This window comes from Micromonospora sp. NBC_01392, from assembly GCF_045040125.1.
Taxonomy (GTDB): domain Bacteria; phylum Actinomycetota; class Actinomycetes; order Mycobacteriales; family Micromonosporaceae; genus Micromonospora.
Window position 1 is genome coordinate 5,408,014 of the sequence record NZ_CP109549.1, and the last position, 15,351, is coordinate 5,423,364.

At 74.9% G+C, this 15,351-nt stretch carries 11 protein-coding genes and 1 pseudogene; 2 read left to right on the top strand and 10 right to left on the bottom strand.

The genetic code is table 11. The features are described from left to right. Nucleotides 1–46: 46 nt before the first annotated feature. Together OG767_RS23150 and gltB are read right to left on the bottom strand one after the other, a co-directional pair. Complete coding sequence (locus OG767_RS23150; protein WP_405090489.1) at nucleotides 47–1,552, bottom strand: glutamate synthase subunit beta; 1,506 nt, start codon at nucleotides 1,550–1,552, stop codon at nucleotides 47–49. Next, nucleotides 1,545–6,212, bottom strand: a complete 4,668-nt coding sequence (gltB, locus tag OG767_RS23155; protein ID WP_405090490.1) for a glutamate synthase large subunit — start codon at nucleotides 6,210–6,212, stop codon at nucleotides 1,545–1,547. The genes OG767_RS23150 and gltB overlap by 8 nt, the downstream gene beginning before the upstream one ends. Nucleotides 6,213–6,357: 145 nt before the next feature. On the opposite strand from gltB, the gene OG767_RS23160 reads away from it, so the two are divergent. Beyond that, nucleotides 6,358–7,200 (top strand): GNAT family N-acetyltransferase, encoded by an 843-nt coding sequence (locus tag OG767_RS23160; RefSeq protein WP_405090491.1) that lies wholly within the window; start codon nucleotides 6,358–6,360, stop codon nucleotides 7,198–7,200. 39 nt (nucleotides 7,201–7,239) lie between these two features. Here the strand turns inward: OG767_RS23160 and OG767_RS23165 are convergent, their stop codons facing one another. The 5 genes from OG767_RS23165 to trpC form a co-directional block, all read right to left on the bottom strand. Beyond that, nucleotides 7,240–8,427 carry an FAD-dependent oxidoreductase gene (locus OG767_RS23165; RefSeq protein ID WP_405090492.1) on the bottom strand — a complete coding sequence of 396 codons (1,188 nt, stop codon included), beginning with the start codon at nucleotides 8,425–8,427 and terminating at the stop codon, nucleotides 7,240–7,242. Between the two features lie 11 nt (nucleotides 8,428–8,438). Continuing rightward, entirely contained in the window at nucleotides 8,439–9,674 is a 1,236-nt protein-coding gene (lgt, locus tag OG767_RS23170) for a prolipoprotein diacylglyceryl transferase (RefSeq protein WP_405090493.1), read from the bottom strand. A gap of 240 nt (nucleotides 9,675–9,914) precedes the next feature. Continuing rightward, nucleotides 9,915–10,718, bottom strand: a complete 804-nt coding sequence (gene trpA / locus OG767_RS23175; protein ID WP_405090494.1) for a tryptophan synthase subunit alpha — start codon at nucleotides 10,716–10,718, stop codon at nucleotides 9,915–9,917. Nucleotides 10,719–10,722: 4 nt separating this feature from the next. After that, complete coding sequence (gene trpB, locus OG767_RS23180) at nucleotides 10,723–11,949, bottom strand: tryptophan synthase subunit beta (protein ID WP_405090495.1); 1,227 nt, start codon at nucleotides 11,947–11,949, stop codon at nucleotides 10,723–10,725. Nucleotides 11,950–11,987: 38 nt separating this feature from the next. Further along, nucleotides 11,988–12,791, bottom strand: a complete 804-nt coding sequence (gene trpC / locus OG767_RS23185) for an indole-3-glycerol phosphate synthase TrpC (RefSeq protein ID WP_281938492.1) — start codon at nucleotides 12,789–12,791, stop codon at nucleotides 11,988–11,990. A gap of 443 nt (nucleotides 12,792–13,234) precedes the next feature. Here trpC and OG767_RS23190 point away from each other — a divergent pair, with 443 nt between their 5' ends. Further along, on the top strand, nucleotides 13,235–13,510 hold the full coding sequence (locus OG767_RS23190; protein WP_107157569.1) for a hypothetical protein: 276 nt from the start codon (nucleotides 13,235–13,237) through the stop codon (nucleotides 13,508–13,510). Here the strand turns inward: OG767_RS23190 and OG767_RS23195 are convergent. The 3 genes and pseudogenes from OG767_RS23195 to OG767_RS23205 all read right to left on the bottom strand — a co-directional run. Continuing rightward, a complete protein-coding gene (locus OG767_RS23195) occupies nucleotides 13,503–14,066 on the bottom strand; it encodes a Trp biosynthesis-associated membrane protein (RefSeq protein ID WP_405090496.1) in 564 nt (187 codons plus the stop codon). The genes OG767_RS23190 and OG767_RS23195 overlap by 8 nt on opposite strands. Then, entirely contained in the window at nucleotides 14,063–14,485 is a 423-nt protein-coding gene (hisI, locus tag OG767_RS23200; protein WP_405094283.1) for a phosphoribosyl-AMP cyclohydrolase, read from the bottom strand. The genes OG767_RS23195 and hisI overlap by 4 nt, the downstream gene beginning before the upstream one ends. A 180-nt stretch (nucleotides 14,486–14,665) precedes the next feature. Then, nucleotides 14,666–15,304 (bottom strand): annotated as a pseudogene (locus OG767_RS23205) (phosphoribosyl-AMP cyclohydrolase); the annotation flags it as partial. Nucleotides 15,305–15,351: the final 47 nt, after the last annotated feature.

Genomic DNA, 15,351 nt, shown 5'->3' on the forward strand with positions numbered 1-15,351 from the left:
AGCGGGGCCCCCGCCTCTACCACAGGCGTTAAGCGGGGGCCCCTCCTTACCTCGCGGCGAGCGGCTGGCGGGCCGGGTCGACGGGGGCGGGCAGGTTGCCCGCCCCGCCCAGGTACGCGTGCACGGCCGCGGCGGCGGCCCGCCCCTCGGCGATCGCCCAGACGATCAGCGACGCGCCCCGGTGCATGTCGCCGGCGACGAAGACACCGTCGGCGGCCTGCCAGTCGGGGCGGGCGTCGATCGCACCCCGGGCGTTGCGGGCCACCCCGAACTGGGCCAGCAGCGGCTGCTCCTCGGTGCCCTCGAAGCCGATCGCCAGCAGCACCAGGTCGGCCGGGATCTCCCGCTCCGAACCGGGCAGCGGCGTGACGATGCGCCGGCCGTCGACCTTCTCCACGGTCACCTCGGCGATCCGCACGGCCCGGACCTGCCCGGTGCCGTCGTCCACGAACTCCTGCACCGCCACCGCGAAGACCCGCTCGCCGCCCTCCTCGTGCGCCGGGTAGGAACGCAGCAGCCACGGCCAGGTCGGCCACGGGTCCCGCGCGCCGTCGCGTTCGGTCGGCGGCTGCGGGTAGAGGTCGAGCTGGTGGACGCCGGCCGCGCCCTGCCGGTGGGCCACGCCGAGGCAGTCGGCGGCGGTGTCGCCACCGCCGATGATCACCACGTGCTTGCCGGCCGCGTCGATCGGCGTGCCGTCCGGCAGCGTGGCGAGCGCGGGCCGCCCGGCGCCGGCGGCGGCCACCACCCGGTTCGCGGCCACCAGGTGCGACATCGCCTGGTGTACGCCGCGCAGCGCCCGGCCCGGCGTCTGGAGGGTGTCCCGGCCCTGCAACGCGCCGCAGGCCAGCACCACCGCGTCGTGCTCGGCGCGGAGCTGCTCGGCGGTCACGTCGACGCCGACGTCGACGCCGGTGCGGAAGCGCACCCCCTCGGCGGTGAGCTGGGCCACCCGGCGGTCGACGTGCTGCTTCTCCAGCTTGAAGTCGGGGATGCCGTAGCGGAGCAGGCCGCCGACGGCGTCGTCGCGCTCGTACACGGTGACCGTGTGACCGGCGCGGGCGAGCTGCTGCGCGGCGGCCAGGCCGGCCGGGCCGGAGCCGACCACCGCCACCGACCGGCCGGTCGACACGGACGCCGGCCGGGGGCGCAGCCCGTCCCGGGCCACCGCCGCGTCGGCGATCTCCACCTCGACCTGCTTGATGGTGACCGGCTGCTGGCCGCCCAGGCCGAGCACGCAGGCCGCCTCGCACGGCGCCGGGCAGAGCCGCCCGGTGAACTCGGGGAAGTTGTTGGTGGCGTGCAGCGACTCCACCGCGGCGTCCCAGTTGCCGGTGCGGACCAGGTCGTTCCAGTCCGGGATGCGGTTGCCCAGCGGGCAGCCGTCGTGGCAGAACGGGATGCCGCAGTCCATGCACCGGGTGGCCTGCTCGCGGATCAGCTCCTCGCCGGCCGGCGGGTAGACCTCCCGCCAGTCCGTGATCCGCACCGGGACCGGACGGCGGGCGGGCAGCCGCCGGTCGTAGCGCAGGAAACCGTTCGGGTCAGGCACGGGCCACCTCCTGGGCGACCACCCGCGGCGCGGGCGGCACGGACGCGGTCGAAGGTGTGGTGAGAGCACTCATCACCGCGTCGTCGACGTCGCGGCCGGCGGCTTCGGCGGCCCGCATGATCTCCATGACCCGGCGGTAGTCCCGGGGCACCACGGCGGTGAACTCCTCCACCGCCTCCGGCCAGCGCTTGAGCAGCGCCTCGGCCACCGCCGAGTCGGTCTCGGCGAAGTGCCGCTGGACCAGCTCGTGCAGGCGGTCCCGTTCCTCGTCGCGCAGCGGCGACAGGTCGACCAGCTCGGCGTTGATCCGCCGCCGGTCCAGCCGGTGCACGAACGCGGTGCCACCGGACATGCCGGCGGCGAAGTTGCGCCCGGTCGGCCCGAGCACCACCACCGTGCCGCCGGTCATGTACTCGCAACCGTGGTCGCCGAGGCCCTCGACCACGGCCACCGCGCCGGAGTTGCGCACCGCGAACCGCTCCCCGACCCGGCCGCGCAGGAAGACCTCGCCGCCGGTGGCGCCGTACAGGATGGTGTTGCCGGCGATGATCTGGTCCTCGGCGCGGTGGCCGGGCTCGGCGTCGTGATCGACGAACGGCGCGGCGGCGTCCGGCCGGACCACGATCCGCCCACCGGACAGGCCCTTGCCGACATAGTCGTTGGCGTCGCCGTGCAGGCGCAGCGTCACGCCGCGCGGCAGGAACGCGCCGAACGACTGGCCGGCGGTGCCACGCAGCAGGAACTCGATCGTGTCGTCGGGCAGGCCGGCGCCGCCGAACCGGCGGGTCACCTCGCCGCCGAGCATCGCGCCCACGCTGCGGTGCTCGTTGCGCACCTCGACCTCGACCCGGACCGGCGTGCCGTCGCGCAGCGCCGGACCGGCCAGCTCGATGAGCCGGTTGTCCAGCGCCACGTCGAGCCCGTGGTCCTGGGGCCGGACGCCGCGCCGGGCCGCGCCCTCGGGCAGCTCGGGCAGGTGCAGGACCCGACTCAGGTCGATCCCGTGGCCCTTCCAGTGGTCGATAGCGCCGACCACCTCCAGCAGCTCGGTCTGCCCGATCGCCTCCTCGATGCTGCGGAAGCCCAGCTCGGCCAGGTAGCCGCGGACCTCCTCGGCGAGGAAGAGGAAGAAGTTCTCCACGAACTCCGGCCGGCCGGTGAACCGCTCGCGCAGCACCGGGTTCTGGGTGGCGATGCCGACCGGGCAGGTGTCCAGGTGGCAGACCCGCATCATCACGCAGCCCTCGACGATCAGCGGGGCGGTGGCGAAGCCGAACTCCTCGGCGCCGAGCAGCGCCGCGACCAGCACGTCCCGGCCGGTCTTGAGCTGACCGTCGACCTGCACGGTGACCCGGTCGCGCAGCTTGTTGAGCAGCAGCGTCTGCTGCGCCTCGGCCAGGCCCAGCTCCCACGGGGTGCCGGCGTGCTTGAGCGAGTTGAGCGGGGACGCGCCGGTGCCGCCGTCGTGCCCGGAGATCAGGATGACGTCGGCCTTCAGCTTGGCCACGCCGGCCGCCACGGTGCCCACCCCGACCTCGCTGACCAGTTTGACGTGCACCCGGGCGGCCGGGTTGACGCACTTCAGGTCGTGGACGAGCTGGGCCAGGTCCTCGATGGAGTAGATGTCGTGGTGCGGCGGCGGGGAGATCAGGCCGACGCCCGGGGTGGCGTGCCGGGTCCGGGCGATCCACGGCCAGACCTTGTTGCCGGGGAGCTGGCCGCCCTCGCCGGGCTTCGCGCCCTGCGCCATCTTGATCTGGAGGTCGTCCGCGTTGACCAGGTACTCGCTCGTCACGCCGAACCGGCCGCTGGCGATCTGCTTGACCGCGGAACGCCGCGCCGGGTCGTGCAGGCGCTCGACGTCCTCGCCGCCCTCGCCGGTGTTGGACTTGCCGCCGAGGCGGTTCATCGCGATCGCGAGCGTCTCGTGCGCCTCGGCCGAGATCGACCCGTACGACATGGCGCCGGTGGCGAAGCGCTTGACGATCTCGGTGGCCGGCTCGACCTCGTCCAGCGGCACCGCCGGGCGCACGCCGGTGCGCAGCGTGAACAGCCCGCGCAGCGAGCCCGCCTTGGCGGCCAGCTCGTCGACCTTGGCGGTGTACTGCCGGAACACGTCGTACTGGCGACTGCGGGTGGCGTGCTGGAGCAGGAAGACCGTCTCCGGGTTGAACAGGTGCAGCTCGCCCTCGCGACGCCACTGGTACTCGCCGCCGACCTCCAGCCGGTCGCTGGCGGGCACGCCGGGCGCCGGCCAGGCCAGCGCGTGCCGGGCGGCCACCTCGGCGTGGATCTCGGCCAGCCCGATGCCGCCGATGGTGCTCGGCGTGCCGCGGAAGTAGCGGTCGACCAGGCGGGTGTCCAGGCCGACCGCCTCGAACACCTGCGCGCCGCAGTACGACGACACGGTCGAGATGCCCATCTTGGACATGATCTTCAGGACGCCCTTGCCGAGCGCCTTGACGTAGTTGCGGACCGCCTTCACCCGGTCCACCCCGGCCAGGATGCCTGTGGAGATCATGTCCTCGACCGACTCGAACGCGAGGTACGGGTTGACCGCCGCCGCGCCGTACCCGATCAGCACGGCCGCGTGGTGCACCTCGCGGCAGTCGCCGGACTCGACGACCAGCGCCACCTGGGTGCGGGTCTGCTCGCGCACCAGGTGCTGGTGCACCGCGGCGGTGAGCAGCAGCGACGGGATCGGGGCCAGGTCGGCGTTGGAGTCCCGGTCGGAGAGCACCAGGATGCGGACGCCGTCCTCGATCGCCTCGGAGACGTGCCGGCAGATCTCGGTCAGCCGGGCCTTGATGCCGGGGCCGCCGTCGCGGATCCGGTAGAGACCGGAGACCCGGACCGCCTTGAAGCCGGGCAGGTCACCGTCCTCGTCGATGGAAAGGATCTTCGCCAGCTCGTCGTTGTCGATCACCGGGTAGGGCAGCACGATCTGCCGACAGCTCGCCGGGCCCGGGTCGAGCAGGTTGCCCTCCGGCCCGATGGTGGACGCCAGGCTGGTCACCAGCTCCTCCCGGATGGCGTCCAGCGGCGGGTTGGTGACCTGGGCGAAGAGCTGGTGGAAGTAGTCGTAGAGCAGCCGCGGCCGGGTGGACAGCGGGGAGATCGGGGTGTCGGTGCCCATCGAGCCGAGCGGCTCCGCGCCGCTGCGGGCCATCGGGCCGAGCAGGATCTTCAGCTCCTCCTCGGTGTAGCCGAACGTCTGCTGCCGGCGGCGTACCGAGTCGTGGGTGTAGACGGTGTGCTCGCGGGCGGGCAGGTCGTCCAGCTCGATCAGGCCGGCGTGCAGCCACTCCTGGTACGGCTGCGCGGCGGCCAGCTCGGTCTTGATCTCGTCGTCGGAGACGATCCGGCCGTTGACGGTGTCGACCAGGAACATCCGGCCCGGCTGGAGCCGGCCCTTCGCCACCACGGTGGCCGGGTCGAGGTCGAGCACGCCCGCCTCGCTGCCCAGCACCACCAAGCCGTCGCTGGTGTGCCACCAGCGGCCCGGCCGGAGGCCGTTGCGGTCCAGCACCGCGCCGACGACCTCGCCGTCGGTGAACGCGACCGAGGCCGGGCCGTCCCACGGCTCCATCAGGCTGGCGTGGAAGCGGTAGAACGCGCGCTTGTCGGCGCGCATGTCCGGGTCGTTCTCCCACGCCTCCGGGATCATCATCAGCACCGCGTGCGGCAGGCTCCGCCCGGCCAGGTGCAGCAGCTCCAGGACCTCGTCGAAGTTGGCCGAGTCGGACGCCGCCGGGGTGCAGACCGGGAAGACGCGGCGGATGTTGCCGGACAGGTGGGGGCTGCGCAGCAGCGCCTCCCGGGCCTGCATCCAGTTCCGGTTGCCGCGGATCGTGTTGATCTCGCCGTTGTGCGCGATGAGACGGTACGGGTGCGCCAGCGGCCAGGACGGGAACGTGTTGGTGGAGAACCGCGAGTGCACCAGCGCGATGGCGCTGACCACGCGCTCGTCGGTCAGCTCCGGGTAGAACGCCGGGAGCTGGTCGGGGGTGAGCATGCCCTTCCACACCATGGTGCGACCGGACAGCGACGGGAAGTAGGCGGGCACGCCCCGCTCGGCGGTCTCCCGCTCGACCTGCTTGCGCAGGCAGAACGCCACCCGGTCCAGGTCGAGCCCGGTCAGCGGGGAGCCGGCCGGGCCGGCGGGCGCGTCGGTCAGCCGGTGCGCGGCGACGAAGAGCTGCCGCACCCGGGGCATCGCCGCGAGCGCGGTCTCCCCCAGGCCGGACGGGTCGGTCGGCACCTCCCGCCAGCCGAGCACGTCGGCGCCCTCGACCAGCGCGTACTTGTCCACCACCCGGCGGGCGCGGGCCTCGGCGGCGTCGTCGTCGGGCAGGAAGACCAGGCCGGTCGCGTACTGGCCGGGCGGGGGCAGCGGGAAGTCGACGGTCGCGCGCAGGAACGCGTCCGGCACCTGGATCATGATGCCGGCGCCGTCCCCGGTGTTGTGCTCCGCGCCCCGGGCGCCCCGGTGGTCCAGCCGGCAGAGCGCCCCGAGGCCGTTCGCGACGACCTGGTGCGAACGCCGCCCGTGCAGGTCGGCCACGAAGGCCACGCCGCAGGCGTCATGCTCGTACGCGGGGTCGTACAGCCCCGTCGTCGGCGGGGCCGGTTGCGGGCTGAGAGGGTACGGAAAGGCCACCGGGCCTCCTGTCGTCACTCAGGATGGATCATGGAGGGGACGACGTCGGCCCGCTGGGGTTTATTGAGTCTACGTTAGGGCGTGCCGCGCAAGGCCAGTTCAGATTGATCACACTTCCAGATGCTGGGACATGTAGTCTCGCGCGGTGGATCTCGTGCGTACTGACGTGCTCGACCGGTTGGAGCGGTTCTACGACGCGGTGCCCCGGGACGCGGCCCGCGTGGAGGAGTTCGACACCCTGGTGCTGTTCGTCCGGGACGGGGCCGGTTGGCCGTTCTACGCCCGCCCCCGGCCGGGCGCCACCGAGGCGGCCACGCTCGCCGAGGTGACCGCGGTCCGGGAACGGCAGCGCGAACTGGGCCTGCCGGAGGCGTTCGAGTGGGTGCACGAGCACCAGCCGAGCCTGCTGGCGGTGGCCCGCTCGGCCGGGCTGACCGTGCTGGAGGCGCCGCTCATGCTGCTGGAGGCGGAGCGGCTGCCCGACCCGGGCACGCTCAGCGACGTACCGATGCGGGTGCTGGACCCCGACGATCCCGGCTTCGCGGCGGACATCGCGCTGCGCCGGGCCGTCGCGGCGGTCGGCTTCGCCCACGGCGGCACCGCCCGGGGCGACGCCGGGCCGGCCGAACGGGACGCCGCGCTCGCCCGGCTGGACGTCGACGCGCTGGACGAGGAGGCGGCCCGGGTGGCCGACGGCCGGCGCGTCTCGGTGCTCGCCGGCACCCCGGCCGACGGCGCGCTGGCCAGCGGCATGGCGATGCGGGTCGGCGACGTGGCGGAGATCGCCGGGGTGGCCACCCTGCCGTCCGCCCGACGACGCGGGCTGGGCGCCGCGGTGACCGCCACGCTGGCCCGGGAGCTGCGCGCCGCCGGCACCGACCTGATCTTCCTGAGCGCCGGCAGCGAGGACATCGCCCGGGTCTACCTGCGGGTCGGATTCCGCCGGCTCGGCACCGCCTGCATCGCCGAGCCGGCCGCGGTCATCTGAGCGCCCCCGGCGGCCCTGGCGCAGCCCGCGCCGGGGCGGTCAGGACGGTGGTTGCCAGTCGGCGGCCGCCGCGGCGGCGGTGTTGCGCAGCCGCGGACTGATCGTGCCCAGCGCGGCGTCCCGGGCGCGCAGCGCCAGCCGACCCCGGGTCTGCAACACGGCCGACATCCGGCGGGTCTGCCGAACCATGGTCGCCGCCCGGGGACGGCGCAGCCGGTCGTACGCGGTCACCGCGTCCGGCAGCCGCGACTCGCGCAGCAGCCCGGCGAGCGTGGCCGCGTCCTCGAACGCCAGGCAGGCGCCCTGCCCGAGGTGCGGCGGCATGGCGTGCGCGGCGTCACCGAGCAGCACCACGCCGCCCGGACCGACCGGGAAACCGTACGACCGGGGCAACGGCCGCAGCTCGCGGACCTCCTGCTGCACCACGTCGACCGGATCGGTGGCCTCCAGCAGCGTGGCGATCGGCGCGGGCCAACCCGCGAACCAGCGCTTGAGCAGGGCGAGCTGGATCTCCGGCGGCTCGGGCCGGGGTGCGCCGGCGGCGGTCGCCACCCAGTAGATGCCGCCCCGGCGCGACGCCCCGGCGGTGCCCCGCTCGCCGAGCGAGGCGGCCACGAACCGGTAACCGGCGCCCAGCGTCTCGCCGTGCACCGGCTGGTCGTCGGGAAGCTGCGGGGCGCGGTACCAGGGGATGACCGCGCGCCAGGCGGCACACCCGGAACTCACCACGGCGGTCTCCGGGGCGAGCTGCCGCCGGATCTCGCTGTCCGTGCCGTCGGCGGCCACCACCAGGTCGGCGGAGAACGTGTGCCGGCCGTCGTCCACCGCCGGCCGTTCGCCGGTGACCGCGCGCACGCTGCGCACCGTCACCCCGGTACGCAGCTCCACCCGCTCGCCCAACCCGGCGATGAGCGCGTCGTGCAGGTCCTCCCGGTGCACCACCACCGGCATCCGCTCGGCCGGGACGGGACGGGACTGCACCAGCCACTGCCCGTCCGGGCGGCGGATCCCGCCGTCGGGCAGCGGCGTGGCGATCGCGTCCAGCCCGTCGCCGAGGCCGAGCGCGCGCAGCGCGCGTACCCCGTTCGGCCAGAGCACCACGGCGGTCGCCTCCGGCCGGACCCGGTCGGCCCGCTCCAGCAGCGTGACCTGCCACCCGGAGCGGGCCAGCGCGCCGGCCACCGCCATTCCGCCGAGGCCGGCGCCGACCACCACCGCGCTGCGCATGACTCCCCCGCTCAGCTGTCCCGGTCCGCCGGGCGCCCGCCGCCGTCGGCCCGCCCGGCGTCCGCGTCGGCCCGGTCCGCGTCCTCGGCCCGCACGGCGTCCGCGTCGACCCGGTCGACGTCGTCGGCCCGGTCCGCGTCGTCAGCCCGGTCCACGTCGTCGGCCCGGTCCACGTCGTCGGCCCGGTCCGGGTCGTCGAGCGCCGGGCCGTCGGTCGCCGTGGGCTCCGTCGGGGGCAGCGCGCCGGTCTCCCGGTACGCGCGGAACTGGTCCTCGGTCACCACCCGGTAGCCCTCCGGCGCCACCGTGGCCGCGGCGGGCTCGCGGGCGGCGAGGTCGACCTGGGACACGTCGCCGGCCGGCGTCACCGGTGCCGTCGGCTCACCGATCGGGACGAGGTACTCCCGGGGGCCACGGACCCGGACGAAGTAGGCGAGCGCGCCGAGGAAGACCAGCGCCGCGGTCCAGACGTTGAGGCGTACGCCGAGGATGTGGTTGGCCTCGTCGGTGCGCATCAGCTCGATCCAGAACCGGCCCGCCGTGTAGCCCATCACGTAGAGCGCGAACGCCCGGCCCCGGCCCAGCCGCAGCTTGCGGTCGAGCACCAGCACCAACGCGGCGACGCCGACGTTCCAGAGCGCCTCGTAGAGGAACGTCGGATGGTAGAGCCCGGGTTGCAGGACCGGGTTGCCGGCGTCGTCGCGGAGCGCGCGACCCGGATTGTCCGGGTCCATCACGTGCACCTCGAGGCCCCACGGCAGGCTGGTCCGCCCGCCGTAGAGCTCGTTGTTGAACCAGTTGCCCAGCCGGCCCACGGCCTGCGCCAGGGGCAGGCCGGGGGCCAGCGCGTCGGCGACCACGGAGAGCGGGATGCCGAGCTGCCGGGCGGCGAGCCAGGCCCCGACCGCGCCGCCGGCCACCGCGCCCCAGATGCCGAGCCCGCCCTCCCAGATGGCGAACGCCTTGAGCGGCTGACCGTCGGCGCCGAAGTATTTCTCCGGGGAGGTGATCACGTGGTAGAGCCGGGCTCCGATGATGCCCGCCGGCACCGCCCAGACGGCGATGTCGAGCACGGCGCCCGGTGCGACGCCGCGGCGACGCAGTCGGTACTCGGTGACCACGCAGGCCACCACGATGCCGACGATGATGCAGAGCGCGTACGCCCGGATCGGAACCGGACCGAGCTGCCAGACGGCGGTGCTGGGGCTGGGCATGGCCGCCAGGGGAGTCATCGGGGCGAGGGTCACGGGTGCACACGGTACCGGTGCGGACCGTGTGCGCGGCACCCCGGTCCGCCCTGTCCGGTCGTCGGCGCGCCGCAGCCTGCGCGCCACCACCAGTGCCCCCGGTTGCCTACGAACTTGATGGCACGGATGACTCAGCGCAGGCCCGGGGTGGTCCGGCACCGCCTGAGTCGTTCACGCCATCAAGTTCGTAGGCGAAGAACCAGCACAGGCCCGCCGACGCGGCAGGATTCGACGACGAGGTCAGCGGGCCGGGTTGCGGACGCCCTCGGCGAGTTCGGCGCTGAGCGTGCGCAGCGCGGCCAGGCCGGCGGCCTCGTCCGGCGCGTCGAGCACGCAGCGGACCAGCGCGCTGCCCACGATCACCGCGTCGGCGTACCCGGCGACGGTGGCGGCCTGCGCGCCGGTGCCCACGCCCAGCCCGACGCCGACCGGCAGGTCGGTGACCTCGCGCAGCCGGGCGACCAGGACCGGCGCCGCCTCGGAGGTCTGGGCGCGGGCGCCGGTCACGCCCATGATCGCGGTGGCGTAGACGAAACCGCGGCAGTGCTCGGCGGTCATCCGCAGGCGTGCGTCGGTGGAGGACGGCGACACCAGGAACGTCCGGTCCAGGCCGTGCGCCTCGGAGGCGGCCAGCCACTCGGCCGCCTCGTCGGGGATCAGGTCCGGCGTGATGAGCCCGGTGCCGCCGGCGGCGGCCAGGTCACGGGCGAACGCGTCGACGCCGTACTGCTCGATCGGGTTCCAGTAGGTCATGGTGACCACCGGCGCGCCGGTCGCGGCCACCGCCTCGATGACGCGCAGCGCGTCGGCGGTACGCACGCCGCCGGCCAACGCGATGTCGCTGGCCTTCTGGATCACCGGCCCGTCCATCACCGGGTCGGAGTAGGGGATCTCCACCTCGACGACGTCGACGCCCGCCTCGACCATGGCGGTCATGGCGGCGATGCTGCCCTCGACCGTGGGGAAGCCGGCCGGCATGCAGCCGACCAGCACGGCCCGCCCGTCGGCCCGGGCCTTGTCGAAGGCGACCCCGATGCGACTCACGCTCTCACTCCTTGTCGAGGATGCCGAAGTACGCGCCGGCGGTGTGCACGTCCTTGTCGCCACGGCCGGAGAGGTTGACCAGGATCACCGGCTCCCGGCCCAACTCGGCGGCGAGTTCCGGGGCGATCCTGCGGGCGCCGGCCAGCGCGTGCGCGCTCTCGATCGCCGGGATGATCCCCTCGGTGCGGCAGAGCAGCTCGAACGCGGCCATCGCCTCGGCGTCGTCGACGGGCAGGTAGGTGGCCCGGCCCGTGTCGTGCAGCCAGGCGTGCTCCGGCCCGACGCCCGGGTAGTCCAGACCGGCCGAGATCGAGTGCGACTCGATGGTCTGGCCGTCGGCGTTCTGCAGGACGTAGGTGCGGGTGCCGTGCAGCACGCCCGACGAGCCGCCGGTGATGCTGGCCGCGTGCCGGCCGGACTCGACGCCCTCGCCACCGGCCTCGAAGCCGTAGAGCCGCACCCCGGTGTCGGGCACGAAGGCGTGGAAGATGCCCAGCGCGTTGGAGCCGCCGCCGACACAGGCCGCGACCGCGTCCGGCAGCGCGCCGGTCAGGTCCAGGCACTGCTGGCGGGCCTCCACGCCGATGCCGCGCACGAAGTCCCGGACCATCTCCGGGAACGGGTGCGGCCCGGCGGCGGTGCCGATCAGGTAGTGGGTGTCCTCGACGTTGGCGACCCAGTCGCGCATCGCCTCGTTCATCGCGTCCTTGAGCGTGCGCGAGCCGGCCGTCACCGGGATCACGGTGGCGCCGAGCATCCGCATCCGGGCCACGTTGAGCGCCTGCCGCTCGGTGTCCACCGCGCCCATGTAGACCACGCACTCGAGGTCGAACAGCGCGGCGGCGGTCGCGGTGGCCACGCCGTGCTGGCCGGCGCCGGTCTCCGCGATCACCCGCCGCTTGCCCATCCGCCGGGTGAGCAGCGCCTGGCCGAGCACGTTGCGGACCTTGTGGGCACCGGTGTGGTTGAGGTCCTCCCGCTTGAGCAGGACGCGCGCCCCCACCTGGGCGGAGAGCCGCCGGGCCTCGTACAGCATCGAGGGGGTGCCGGCGTAGTCGCGCAGCAGCGCGTCGAACTCGGCGAGGAACTCCTCGTCCCCCATCGCCTTGCGGTACGCCGCGTCCAGCTCGTCCAGCGCGGCGACCAGCGCCTCGGGGACGAACCGGCCGCCGAACCGGCCGAAGTGGCCGGCGGCGTCGGGAACCTGGCCGGCAGCGGGTGCGGCGCTCATCGCGGGCGTCCTCTCGGTTCGGGTGGACCCGGCGCGGGTCAGCGCACCGGGCGGGGCGTGGCCGGGTGGTTCCCGGCGTTGACCAGCTCGGCGACCGCCTCGCGGGGGCTCTTCTGGGTGACCAGGCCCTCGCCCACCAGGACGGCGTCGGCGCCGGCCGAGGCGTACCGGATCAGGTCGTGCGGACCGCGCACGCCCGACTCGGCGATCTTGACGACGCGGCTCGGCAGCCCGGGCGCGATCCGCTCGAACACCGACCGGTCGACCTCCAGGGTACGCAGGTCGCGGGCGTTGACGCCGATCACCTGCGCGCCGGCCTCCAGGGCCCGGTCCGCCTCTTCCTCGGTGTGCACCTCGACGAGCGCGGTCATGCCCAGCGACTCGATCCGCTCCAGCAGCCCAACCAGCGCGTTCTGCTCCAACGCGGCGACGATCAGCAGCACCAGGTCGGCGCCGTGCGCGCGGGCCTCGTGCACCTGGTAGCTGGAGACCACGAAATCCTTGCGCAGCACCGGCACGTTCACCGCGGCCCGGACCGCGGCCAGGTCGTCCAGCGACCCGCCGAACCAGCGGCCCTCGGTCAGCACGCTGATCGCCCGCGCGCCACCGGCCGCGTAGTCGCTGGCCAGGTCGGCCGGATTCGCGATCTCGGCCAGCCGCCCCTTGGACGGCGACGAGCGCTTCACCTCGGCGATCACGGCCACGCCGGGTCGGCGCAGCGCCGCGTACGCGTCGATCGGCGGCGGTGCGGCGGCGGCCAGCTCGCGGATCCGCTCCAGCGGGAGCTGCTCCTGCCGCCGGGCCACGTCCTCGCGCACCCCGGCCAGGATCTCGTCGAGCACCCCTGCGGACGGCGCCGCTCCGGCGTCGTCCCCCTCCGCGTGCGCATGCTCAGCAGTCACCAACGGACTCCCCTCTCCGGGTGTCATGGGCCGATGCTAGGTGGCGCCACCTGGCGACACGTGCCGGGGGGTATGGCGCACCTCACGACATGGGCTGTGGCATGATGGCCGACTTCGGGTGAACGCGGTGTCACGCAGCGCCACCGCATGCATCGACCATCGCCCATGACCCATCTCACCACGCCCGGCCCGACCTCGCAGCCCGACGTCCGGCCCGCTGTGACCAAGGTCAAGGACTTCCGCCCCTGTGCAGGTCGCCCCGCGTGCGGGAGCGTTGACCTGCGCTTCACGGTGGCGAAACGTGAGCCGGACACCATCGTCGCAGGGCAGACTCGACGAGGCCGCTGCCGACCGAAGCCGAACGATCTCGTGTGGGGTGAACCATGAGCGCCAACGGGCCGCACCAGAACATCGGGTTGACCACCGTCTCCCGAACCGTCGCCGCACTCGCCGTCGGCGTGGTGCACACGCTCGAACGCGCGGTGGCCGGTGACGGCCGGACGCGTACCGCCCAGGGCAACGCCTGGGAGGCGGTCTGCGCCGACCGGGCCCGGGCCGCGCAACGCCGCGAGCTGGAGCGGCTGGTGGCCGAGCTGGCCGCCGCCCGGGCCGCGGCCCGGGACCGCCGGGCGACGCGCGAGGCCCAGCCGGTCAGCTGACCGTCGGGTCCTCGCCCCGGTCCAGCGCGTCCCACGCGTCCCGGGTGCCCCGTTCGACCGCCGGCCGGTCCGCGTCGGCGGGGCCGGTCGACCCGGCCCGCCGCTCGTACCGGGCGCCCATCGCCGGCCACCGCCCGGCCCGCCACGCGGTGCACGCCCCGCCGGTCGCGAGCGCCAGACCGCCCGCCAGCACCAGGGCCGGCCAGAGCCGGCTGACCCCGGTCTCGCCGAGACCGACCCCGCCACCGACCGCGACGGCCAGCCCGACGACCGCCAGCAGCACGCCGAGCAGCCGGCGCAGCCGGCCCCCGGTGGCCAGCACCGCGCCGCCGCCGGCCAACCCGACGTAGGCCAGCGCCGACACCCACGGCAGCAGGTCCGCGCCGGTGCGGCCCGACCGGCCGGGCCCGAGGGAACCACCGGCGGTCGGATCGGCCGACCAGCTCCGGGTCACCGCCCAGGCGGCCAGGCCCGCGCCGGCCAGGCAGAGCAGCACCGCGTACGCCAGCTCGCGCCGGCCCCGGACGGCGGGCGGGCCGACCGCGGCGTCGGTCACGGGGTCACCCCCGGCGAGCTGACCGGCAGCTCGGTGAAGAAGCAGGTGCGGTGACCGGTGTGGCAGGCCGCGCCCACCTGCTCCACGCTGACCAGCAGCGCGTCGCCGTCGCAGTCCAGCGCGACCGAGCGGACGTACTGGTGGTGGCCGGAGGTCGCGCCCTTGACCCAGTACTCCCCCCGGCTGCGCGACCAGTAGGTGGCCCGGCCGCTGGTGAGCGTGCGGTGCAGCGCCTCGTCGTCCATCCAGGCGACCATCAGCACCTCACCCGAGTCGTGGGCGCGGACCACGGCGGCGACCAGACCGTCCGGGGTGCGGCGGAGCCTGGCCGCGATGGCCGGGTCGAGCTGGGAGGGCCGGGCCGGGCCGGCGGCGGAGCGGGTGGAGGCGCCGGTCACGGGCGCGTCAGAGGCGGGCACGGTTGACCATTCTCCCGCACGTGGCGCCGGCACCGTCGACGTGTCCCGGGTCGCCGGTGGCGCCGCGTGCAACGTCCGGCTGAGCTGACCGAGGTAGCGGTCCACCCGGCCGTCGGCGAGCGCCTCGGCCAGGTCCGCGCCGGCCACCGCGGCGACCTCCCCGGCGTACGGGCGGACCAGCGGGACGATTCCGGTGACCAGGCGGCCGGCGGCGGCCCCGACCTCGGCCGGGGCACCGGCGCGCAGCCCGAGGCAGAGCAGCATGTCGGCGCGGTAGCCGGGCGGGGCAACCGGCAGGTCCAGCACGGCGGTCAGCGCGGCCCGGCGGGACACCACCCGGACGGCCGGGTTGGCCAGCCGGAGCACCGAGGGGCAGAGCCGGGCCAGGTCGGCCGCCGCGAGCCGGACCCCGGGGGCGTCGCCGGCCCAGTGCGCCCCGGCCACCTTGCCCAGCGTGGCGATCAGGTCCTCCAGGCGCGGCTCGTCGGCGGGCTGGCAGAGCACCGGCAGGTCGATCCGGCGGCGCCACTCCGGGACCGCCCAGAGCAACCGGGCGGGCGCGGTGACCGGCAGCCCGAACGCCCAGTCGGCGGGCTGGCCGAGCCGGCGCACCCAGGAGCGGACGTCCCGGGAGGCCACCGAGACGTGCACCAGCCGGCCGTCGAACTCGGCCAGGTAGGCGTCCCGGCTCGCGTACGCGCCGGTGGGGCGGGCCGGGGCTGCCGAGGCGGGACGCTCCTCGTCGGTGGCGACGAGGACGTCCACGTCGACGTCGCTGTGCTCGGTGGCGGCCCGTCGGGCGTGGCTGCCGCGCAGCATGATCCCGACGACCGGTCGGTCCGCGGCCCGGCGCAGGCGGGTGGTCC

What these genes read in the sequence shown, in the direction of transcription:
- OG767_RS23165 (WP_405090492.1), bottom strand. Translation starts at nt 8,427, where the DNA reads ATGCGCAGCGCGGTGGTGGTCGGCGCCGGCCTCGGCGGAATGGCGGTG.
- OG767_RS23190 (WP_107157569.1), top strand. Translation starts at nt 13,235, where the DNA reads ATGAGCGCCAACGGGCCGCACCAGAACATCGGGTTGACCACCGTCTCC.
- trpB (WP_405090495.1), bottom strand. Translation starts at nt 11,949, where the DNA reads ATGAGCGCCGCACCCGCTGCCGGCCAGGTTCCCGACGCCGCCGGCCAC.